Source organism: Pseudonocardia sp. (assembly GCF_025965585.1).
Lineage (GTDB): Bacteria > Actinomycetota > Actinomycetes > Mycobacteriales > Pseudonocardiaceae > Pseudonocardia.
Genome location: NZ_JAOPWR010000520.1, coordinates 1 through 5,285, shown reverse-complemented (window position 1 = coordinate 5,285; position 5,285 = coordinate 1). Strand labels below are relative to the sequence as shown.

Sequence of the window (5,285 nt, the reverse complement as noted above, 5' to 3'; positions counted from 1 at the left end):
GCGGTCGGCCCGCGATCCGCTGGTCGGGCTGGGTGCGCCCGCCGTCGAGGCCGGGGGAGACGTGCTGGCCGGATGGGCGGCGCTGGTGTCCTGGGCCCGCGCCCAGGCCACCGCTCGTGACGGTGAGCTGCCCGCCGTCCGCGACGCCATCACGGCCGCCGAGGCCGAGCGGGCCACGGCGGAGCAGGCCCTGACCGCCGCCGACCGCGCCGCCCAGGACCGGCACCGCGAGGAGACCGCCGCCGCCCGCGCCGAGCAGGACGCCGCCGGCGCGGTCACCCGCATGGAGGACCGCCTCACGCAGCTGGAGGCCGCGCTCGCCGCGGCCCCCGCCGACGCGGAGGCCGCCCAGCAGCTCGCCCGGATCACCGAGCTGGAGGCAGCCACCCGCACCGCCGACGCCGAGCTGCGCACGACCCGCGCCGCCCAGCGCTCCGCCGACCGTGTGGTGGCCGAGGTCGGGCTGGAGGTCACCGCGGCGTCGGAGGCGCTGCGGTCGGCGCGGGACGCGCTCGTCCCGCTGGGTGCGCCCGCGGTCGGTCAACGGGACCTGCTCGCGGCCTGGACGGCGCTCACCGGGTGGGCCCACGGGGAGGCCCAGGCCCGGGCCGAGCGGCTCGTGGCGGCCGAGAACGCGGCCGCGCAGGCGCGTGCGGCCCGGGCGCGGGTGGAGCAGCGGCTCGCCGAGGACCTCACAGCGCACGAGGTCACCTTCACCACGTCGGCCGCCGCGCAGTCGGTGGTGGCCGCCGCCGTGGAGCGGGCCCGCGCGGGGCGGGAGCGCATCGCCGAGCGCCGCGCGTCGGCCGGCACGATCCTGGCCGACCGGGATGCGGCCGAGTCCGCGCAGCAGGTCGCCAAGCTGCTGGGCAACCTCCTGCGCTCCGACGGGTTCCCGCGCTGGCTCGTCGCGTCCGCGCTGGACGCGCTCGTGGCCGACGCGTCCCGCAGCCTCGCGGAGCTCTCGGGCGGCCAGTTCGAGCTCACCCACGCAGGAGGCGAGTTCCTGATCATCGACCACGCCGACGCCGACTCCTGCCGCCCGGTCAAGACGCTGTCGGGCGGGGAGACGTTCCAGGCCAGCCTGGCCCTGGCGCTCGCGCTGTCGTCGCAGATGTCCGGGCTCGCCGCCCAAGGAGCCGCCCGGCTGGAGTCGATCTTCCTGGACGAGGGGTTCGGCACGCTCGACGAGGCCAACCTCGAGGTGGTCGCCGGCACGCTGGAGAACCTGTCCGCCCGGGGCGACCGCGTCGTCGGGGTCATCACGCACGTGCCCGCGCTGGCCGAGCGCGTGCCGGTGCGGTTCGCCGTCAGCCGGGACCAGCGCACGTCGTCGGTGGTACGGGAGGCCATGTGAGGTTCACTCGATGAAGTTCACGGTCGATCCCTGGGACCCGTCCTACGGCGCCAGCGTCGAGTCCGAGCTGGAGCGCTCCACGGCCGAGGTCGCCGTCGACACGGAGATGCCCGCCGAACGCTGGGTCGCGGTCGATCCCGACCCGACGGTCACCCCGCCGGAGGCCGTGCTGTTCGTCGACGGGGTGCGGCGGATCGACGCCCAGATGTGGGTCGACGAGCCCGACGGCACGGCGTCGCCGGCGCTCTGCGCGTCCTACGCGGCAGGGGTCGTGTGCTGCTGTCGTGCCGGCGGCGCGCATCTCGTGACCGTCGACGGCCGGCGTGGGCTGTTCACCACCGCGGCCGACGGCACCGACGTGGTCACCACCGCCGGCACCTACCGCTGCCACCACACCGAGGCGCGTCCCGGAGCCGACCCCGCGCAGGTGCTCAGCCAGGCCGTGCAGCGCGAGATGGGCCAGACGGAGCTGCTCGCCGCGGCCACCGCCCGGGGTGATCACGGCGTCGAGAACGACCTGCTCGTCGTCGACGGCCCGCTGCGCGGACGCCAGTCGCTCCCGCGGGCCATCGGGTTCGTGAAGACCCACGCCACGAGCTACCTCCCCATCGAGCTCGGCGGTCTCGTCGGCGCCCTGCGTACCGGGCAGCGCACCCCGGTGTTCCGACTGGGCAGCGCCACCTCGGGCACGATGCTGCAGCGCCACAGCTGGTACCTGCGGCTGCCGTGCGCCCCGGGGGCGCCGTGGGCCGGCATCGCGCGGGTCGAGTGCAGCGCCGAGCTCTCGCCCGCCGACGCCGTCGCGCTCGCCGGGCTCAGCCAGGTGACGCTGCCGCGCTACGCCTCCACCGAGTACAAGGACTCCCGCGCCCCGCAGAATCTCTACCCGATCGCCGGCCTCGAACGGCAGCTCCGGCGGCGGCTGGGGGAGCCGACGCTGCTCTACCGCGCGCTGCGCCGGGCCGCCGCCGCATGAGCGCGTCACGGCCAGGGCCCCGGCCGCGTGGGCGCACCGCGTTCCCGGTCGCCCGGTGAGGGCCGGTGCCGCGCCGGCCGGGGCCGAGTCGTCGGTCAGGTGTCAGGGGCTGGCGGCGAGCGTCGCCGCCACCCAGCGCAGCAGCACCGCGTCGCGACAGGCGCCGAGCAGCTCGGCCTGCTCCATCGCCGCCGGGCCATGGGTCTGGGGGCTGTGGTGACGGAGGCGCAGCTCGTCGGGGTCGAGCACGGTCTCGCCGTCGAAGGGCAGCACCGGGCCGGCGAGGTCCAGCTCGGCCAGCAGCAGTCGGAACACCTGGAACCCCACCACGCGTATCCCGCAGGGCAGCGACGTCAGGCCGTAGCCGTAGATGCTGGTGATGCCGCCGTCGAGCACCGCCCAGGCGTCCACGTCGGGCATGTGCATCTCCCGCGGCGACGCGGTGGGCACGCGCTGGCGCTGGGCCCAGTCCCGCACGAGGCCGCGGTTGCCGGGCGCCACCTCGAACACGGCGGCGCCCCACTCACCCCGCCGGAACACCTCCGACCAGCAGCCGCCCATCGCGAGACCTCCCCCGTGAGCGAGGAGGGTAGGCCGCAGGGGGCATGATCACCGACCGTCGACCGGATCGTCACCCGAAGGTGCGCGTCGTCCTGGTGTCGTCGGGTCGACTGCCACGATCAAGGGTTGAGCACGGCCGCCGCCCACCTCGCCGATGTCGCAGCTCGCGGATCGTGAACGCGTCGGCCGGCCCGGGGGCATCGAGGACGATCGCCCGCATGGTCCCCATCAGGGCTTCCTTTCCTCGGCCCGGGCGGACCGGAGCGTGGCGATGGTGCTGCTCAGCTGCTCGAGCGCGCGGGCGGAGAGGACCGAGCCGAGCCGGATCGCGAGCTCGTCCTGGACGACGGCGGTGGCCTCGTCGAGCAGTGACGTCCCTGCGGGCGTGAGCCCGACGAGCGACGACCGGCGGTCGTCGGGGTTGGCCCGGCGGGCGCAGTGGCCCGCGGCCTCGATACGGTCGATCATCTTGCTGGCTCCGCCGGCCGTGATCGACAGGCCGTCGGCGACGTCGCACACCCGGCACGACGGCGTGCGCGCGATGACGCGCATCGTGTCGAACCGGCCCAACGTGAGCCCGCACGCGGCGTGCAGCCGTGCGTCGACCGCGTCCCACAGCTCCGTCTCCAGCCGGACCAGGTCGCTGAACAACGCGACGAGATCCGGTTCCGTAGAAGTAGCTTCCATGGAATCAAAGTAGTGCGGCCGTGGCGGTGGGATGATCGGCCGGAACGGGATCGAGGGGGCAGACGTGGTGGACGACCGGCTCGTCGCGCTGGGCGAGCGCCTGATCGATCAGGTCATCGAGCTCGGCGTCAACGGTGGCGGTCCGCTCAGCGGAGCCGCCGAGGTCGCCGACGAGTACCTCGTCGCCGCGGGCGGTGACCGGGAGGCGGCGGTGCGGAAGCTCGTGGTGTCCCACGTGCGGCTGGCGGCGGTCTCCGGCTTCGTCACCGGTCTCGGCGGCGTCGTGACGCTCCCGGTCGCCGTCCCGGCGGCCACCGCGGGGCTGTACGTACTGGCCACGCGCATGTCCGCGGGCATCGCCCACCTGCGCGGCTACGACATCGGCACAGCCGAGGTGCGCACCGCGATCCTCGTCTCGCTGCTGGGCAGCGCCGGCGCGAGCGTGCTGAAGCGGGCGGGCGTCGAGCTCGGGCGTCGCTCCGCCGCCGGGGCGCTGGAGAAGCTCTCCGTCCGGCTGCTCGTCGAGATCGACAAGCGGATCGGCTACACGCTCGCCGCGAAGGCCGGGCAGAAGGGCGTGGCGAGCCTGGGCAAGCTCGTGCCCTTCGTCGGTGGCCCGATCGGCGCCGGGGTGGACGCGCTGAGCTGCCGCACCATCGCCACCTACGCGCAGCACACGTTCCCGCCGCGGATGTCGGTCGGGCACCCGGTCGTGGACGGCGAGGTCGTCGGTGATGTGTGACGGAACCTATATCACACCAGGGTCCGTCTGAGGCGGGGAAATCTGTGTCGAGATGAGACACTCACTGCGGGACCTCGGCGACGTGGGCGAGTCCCGTGGGTGGTCAGAGAGTCGACGTCGACCACACCCTCCCCTGACAGTCCTCGGCCCGGGTGGCCGAGCGAGGCGGGCTGGAGCCATCATGATCAAGCTGTGTGAGCGGTGCTACGCGCCCATCGATGACGACGAGAACGTGGTCAGCCTCGCCCACATCGACCACGCGCTGCCCGGTGGCGACATCGCGTGGCTGCACACGTACGTGCACACGTCGGGCTGCCAGGAGCCGCGCGTGCCGCCGCACCAGCGCCCCGACACCGGTAGCTGGGACCCCAGCCGCGGCATCGGGTCGCAGCGCCCGTGATCGACAGCGCCCCGAGGGCCGCTCAGGTCGACGCCAGGCGCTGACGCAACCCGCTGGCGCGCGCCACCGGGCGCTCCACCGCGGCCCGCACCGCGTCCTCCGTGCCCACGATCCGCACGAACTCCCGGGCGCGCGTGACCGCGGTGTAGAGCAGCTCGCGCGTGAGCAGCGGGGACTCCGCAGGCGGGAGGACCACCGTGACCCGGCGGAACTGGCTGCCCTGCCCCCGGTGCACGGTCATCGCGTGCACGGTGGCCACCTCCGACAGCCGTGACGGCGGATGCAACGTGGGCGGCCCGCCCCGCGCGAACGCCACGCGCAGGCCCTCCGGCCGCTCCACCACCACGCCCGTGTCGCCGTTGAACAGCCCGGTGTCGTAGTCGTTGGCCGTGACCAGCACCGGCCGGCCCGGATACCAGGGGCCGTCGGCGCCGGTGCCGCCCAGCCAGCGCTCGATCTCGCCGGTCCACCGCGCCACGCCCCACGGCCCGCGGCGGTGGGCACACAGCACGCGGTGGCGCTCCAGCGCGGCGAGCGCGTCCTCGGTGCGGCCCTCGCGGGC

Annotated in this window: 7 protein-coding genes; 4 read left to right on the top strand and 3 right to left on the bottom strand. The window is 74.8% G+C overall.

Annotated features, from left to right (window positions below; all coding sequences use genetic code 11):
* Both JWR81_RS32140 and JWR81_RS32135 read left to right on the top strand, forming a co-directional pair.
* Positions 1–1,357: SMC family ATPase (locus JWR81_RS32140; protein WP_297661424.1), on the top strand; the 1,357-nt coding region annotated here is incomplete at its 5' end.
* Positions 1,358–1,367: 10 nt separating this feature from the next.
* On the top strand, positions 1,368–2,333 hold the full coding sequence (locus JWR81_RS32135) for a hypothetical protein (protein WP_297661422.1): 966 nt from the start codon (positions 1,368–1,370) through the stop codon (positions 2,331–2,333).
* A 102-nt stretch (positions 2,334–2,435) separates the two neighbouring features.
* Here the strand turns inward: JWR81_RS32135 and JWR81_RS32130 are convergent, their stop codons facing one another.
* On the bottom strand, positions 2,436–2,894 hold the full coding sequence (locus JWR81_RS32130) for a hypothetical protein (protein ID WP_297661420.1): 459 nt from the start codon (positions 2,892–2,894) through the stop codon (positions 2,436–2,438).
* A 228-nt stretch (positions 2,895–3,122) separates the two neighbouring features.
* Positions 3,123–3,581, bottom strand: coding sequence for a MarR family winged helix-turn-helix transcriptional regulator (locus JWR81_RS32125; protein WP_297661419.1), 459 nt, complete (start codon positions 3,579–3,581; stop codon positions 3,123–3,125).
* A gap of 31 nt (positions 3,582–3,612) precedes the next feature.
* On the opposite strand from JWR81_RS32125, the gene JWR81_RS32120 reads away from it, so the two are divergent.
* Together JWR81_RS32120 and JWR81_RS32115 are read left to right on the top strand one after the other, a co-directional pair.
* The gene (locus JWR81_RS32120) at positions 3,613–4,323 is read left to right on the top strand and encodes an EcsC family protein (RefSeq protein ID WP_297661417.1); all 711 of its coding nucleotides are present in this window, start codon (positions 3,613–3,615) and stop codon (positions 4,321–4,323) included.
* Positions 4,324–4,504: 181 nt separating this feature from the next.
* A complete protein-coding gene (locus JWR81_RS32115; RefSeq protein WP_297661415.1) occupies positions 4,505–4,723 on the top strand; it encodes a hypothetical protein in 219 nt (72 codons plus the stop codon).
* A 22-nt stretch (positions 4,724–4,745) separates the two neighbouring features.
* On the opposite strand, the gene JWR81_RS32110 is transcribed toward JWR81_RS32115, so the two are convergent.
* A partial coding sequence (locus JWR81_RS32110; RefSeq protein WP_297661413.1) for an ATP-binding domain-containing protein occupies positions 4,746–5,285 on the bottom strand: 540 nt, incomplete at its 5' end.